Consider the following 3,211-nt stretch of genomic DNA (forward strand, 5'->3'; position numbering starts at 1 on the left):
ATCTGCCCGCTTGGCCCGGAACACATAGACCGACCCATCAAACGGCTTTTGACGCAGATGGCTCTGCACCAAGGCCGCCAGCCCGTCATGGCCCTTGCGAAAGTCCACCGGATCACTGGCCACAAAGATCCGGACCTTATGGGATGGCGTGATCACGGTGCCAAAGCCCGTGCGATCTCAGCAACCCGTGCCGCGGGCGTTGCTGCATCAAGACGAACCGTGACATCCCCTTTGATCAAATCAATCTTACCGGAAGATATGACCGGCGAAGGCTGGGCAACCGGCACAGACGCCTCAATCTCAACAGGCACAAAATCAATGCCGTCCAAATTGGGCAGCACCAGTTTGCCTTGTCGCGCCATCCGCCGCCAGTCAGATACCGTGCTGGGGATCAACTCATACCGCTTCGCCACCGCCTTGACCGTCTCGCCCTCAATCAGCGTCTCAGCCACGATCCGCGCCTTCAGCTCCGGTGGCCAATCTCGCTTGCCATCAGTCCGTCGCGGCACCCTTGCCAGAAACTCGCTTGTAGCTCCCATCGAGAAACTCCCCACAACTCAAAGAAGCCTCTGAATCGCAGATCAGGCGCTATGCTGTAAGTGTGGGGGCGGCGCACCGCTTACCAACCGTCTGCATTTTTTATAATCAAATTGATCGCCCTGCACGCATGATCGCGCGCGGGGCTGTTTGTGTTTAATCGTTTGATTTTATGGGGGTACGGCCCCTCGGGGCGAGGTAACCCGCGCGGGTGCAAGGGCGCGCGGGTTGTTGGTGTGGGTGCCTCAGGCGGCAGGCTTAGGCGATGGCCTCGTCCCAGCCAGTGTCCTGATCCGCCAGTTTGACACGGGTCGGCAGACCGATGGTGTCGAGCAGGGCGAACAGCGGCTTTGGGTCCAGCTCTTCGACGTTCACCATCGTGCCAGTGTCATAGGTGCCATCGGCAATCAGCATCGCCATCGCCACGGGGGGCACGCCAGCGGTATAGGAAATGCCCTGGCTGCCGACCTCGTTATAGGCGTCTTTGTGGTCGGCGACGTTGTAGACAAACACCTCTACATCCTTGCCGTCCTTGGTGCCTTTGACCAGATCGCCAATGCAGGTCTTACCAGTATAGTTCGGCGCAAGGGTCGATGGGTCGGGTAGCACGGCTTTGACCACCTTCAGCGGCACGACCTCGAGCCCTTCGGCGGTCACAACGGGCTGTTCAGACAGCAGGCCAAGGTTCTGCAGCACGGTGAAGACATTGATGTAGTGATCACCAAAGCCCATCCAGAAGCGCACGTCGGCCTCCGGATAGTTCGCGGCGAGCGAATGCACCTCGTCATGGCCGGACATATAGGCCTTCTGCTTGCCAACGACGGGCAGATCCCATTCGCGGCCGACCTCGAACATCTTGTTCTCTTGCCACGCGCCTTCCTGCCAGCTGTAGACCGTGCCGGTGAATTCGCGGAAGTTGATCTCGGGGTCGAAGTTGGTCGAGAAATACTTGCCGTGATTGCCCGCGTTGATGTCGACGATGTCGATGGACTTCACGTCGTCCATGAATTCGTCCACGGCGAAACGGGCGAAGGCGTTGACCATACCGGGATCGAAGCCTGCCCCCAGAATGGCGGTGGTGTTGGCCTTGGCGCAATCCTCGCGGCGTTTCCATTCGTAGTTGCCGTACCAAGGCGGCGTTTCGCAGATTTTGGTCGGGTCTTCGTGAATAGCCGTGTCGATATAGGCGACACCGGTGCGGATGCAGGCTTCGAGCACGGTCATGTTCACGAAGGGCGAGCCGACGTTAATCACAATTTGCACGCCAAGCTCGTTGATTAGCGCCTCTACCGCGTCGCTGTCCATCCCGTCGACCGCATGGGCCTTGAATACGCCGTCCTGTTTCATCGCGCCTTTGGCATGCACGCTTTCAATGATCGCTTCGCATTTTGACACGGTGCGGCTGGCGATATGCAGATCGCCCAACACGTCATTATTTTGCGCGCATTTATGCGCCACGACCTGAGCCACGCCACCGGCGCCGATGATAAGAACGTTACGTTTCATGTATTCAGTACACCTCTTGTAAGGGAAGGGTTAGGAGAGGGCGGATTTGAAATCCTCGTAGTCGAATGACCGGACCGATGTGATCGTTCCATCAAGTTCACGAATGGCGATGCCGGGCATCTGGACGCCGTTGAACCAGTTCTTCTTGACCATAGTATAGCCCGCAGCGTCCTGAAACGAAATGCGGTCACCGGGTTTAAGCGGGGCGTCGAACTTGAACTCGCCAAAGATGTCGCCCGCAAGGCAGGATTTGCCGCAGATCATCCAGTCGTGGTCGCCGGTGTTCGGGGCCACTTTTGCGGGCTCGCGGTAGATCAGCAGATCAAGCATATGCGCCTCGATGGAGCTGTCGACGATGGCAAGGTTCTTGCCGTTGTGCAGCGTGTCGAGCACGGTCGTCTCTAGCGTGGCGGCACCGGTAATCGCGGCTTCGCCCGGTTCGAGGTAGACCTGCACGCCATAGGTATCCGACAGGGTTTTCAACCGCGCGGCCAGACGGTCCAGCGGGTAGCCGTCGCCGGTGAAATGGATGCCGCCGCCAAGGCTGATCCAGTCCATCCGGTGGATCGTGTCGCCAAAGCGGTCCTCGATCAACGTCAGCATGTCGGCGAAGCGGTCAAAATCGTCATTCTCGCAGTTGTTGTGGAACATCAGCCCGGTAATGCGGTCGGCCACGGCGGCGATCTGCGCCGGATCATGTTCGCCCAAACGGCTGAAGGGACGGGCGGGGTCGGCCAGATCGAATTCCGATGTCGATACACCGGGGTTCACCCGCAGCCCGCGCGTATGCCCTGCCGATGCCGCATCGAAACGGTCCAGCTGCCCGATGGAGTTGAAGATGATCTTGTCGGCGTGGCCCAGCACCTCGTCGATCTCATCATCCTTGGAGGTCAGGAAAATGACTGGCACCGCGCTTTTCTGGCGCAACCGCTGGAGCAGGTCCATGCCGTCCATGCGCGGCATCTTGATGTCNNTGGAGTTGAAGATGATCTTGTCGCTATTGGCCAGCACCTCGGCGATCTCGTCATCGTCGTAGGCCACTGAATACGCGTGGGTTTCGCCGCCGAATTTCTCGTACCCCAGTTTGACCTCATAGAGCGAGGAGGACGTGGACCCATCCATATACTGCGCCATGAAGTCAAAGACCGACCATGTGGCAAAGCATTTC

The 3,211-nt window shown here is 58.7% G+C and carries 3 protein-coding genes and 3 pseudogenes; all 6 read right to left on the reverse strand.

What is annotated here, in order from left to right; translation table 11 throughout:
• The coding region (tnpB, locus tag B3849_RS17645) for an IS66 family insertion sequence element accessory protein TnpB (RefSeq protein ID WP_414718015.1) at positions 1–156 on the reverse strand (156 nt) is incomplete at its 3' end.
• The gene (locus tag B3849_RS04280; protein ID WP_286779862.1) at positions 153–539 is read right to left on the reverse strand and encodes a transposase; all 387 of its coding nucleotides are present in this window, start codon (positions 537–539) and stop codon (positions 153–155) included. The genes tnpB and B3849_RS04280, both read right to left, overlap by 4 nt.
• A gap of 256 nt (positions 540–795) precedes the next feature.
• Positions 796–2,043 carry a saccharopine dehydrogenase family protein gene (locus tag B3849_RS04285; RefSeq protein ID WP_278425351.1) on the reverse strand — a complete coding sequence of 416 codons (1,248 nt, stop codon included), beginning with the start codon at positions 2,041–2,043 and terminating at the stop codon, positions 796–798.
• A gap of 30 nt (positions 2,044–2,073) precedes the next feature.
• Positions 2,074–2,892 (reverse strand): annotated as a pseudogene (locus B3849_RS04290) (carboxynorspermidine decarboxylase); the annotation flags it as partial.
• Positions 2,893–2,961: 69 nt separating this feature from the next.
• Positions 2,962–3,006 (reverse strand): annotated as a pseudogene (locus tag B3849_RS17700) (hypothetical protein); the annotation flags it as partial.
• A 33-nt stretch (positions 3,007–3,039) separates the two neighbouring features.
• A pseudogene (locus B3849_RS17705) lies at positions 3,040–3,211 on the reverse strand (carboxynorspermidine decarboxylase); the annotation flags it as partial.

The organism is Sulfitobacter sp. UBA4523 (assembly GCF_002388305.1).
Taxonomy (GTDB): domain Bacteria; phylum Pseudomonadota; class Alphaproteobacteria; order Rhodobacterales; family Rhodobacteraceae; genus Sulfitobacter; species Sulfitobacter pontiacus.

Coding starts and splice junctions, on each gene's coding strand:
- B3849_RS04280 (WP_286779862.1), bottom strand. CDS start 539: ATGGGAGCTACAAGCGAGTTTCTGGCAAGGGTGCCGCGACGGACTGAT.
- B3849_RS04285 (WP_278425351.1), bottom strand. CDS start 2,043: ATGAAACGTAACGTTCTTATCATCGGCGCCGGTGGCGTGGCTCAGGTC.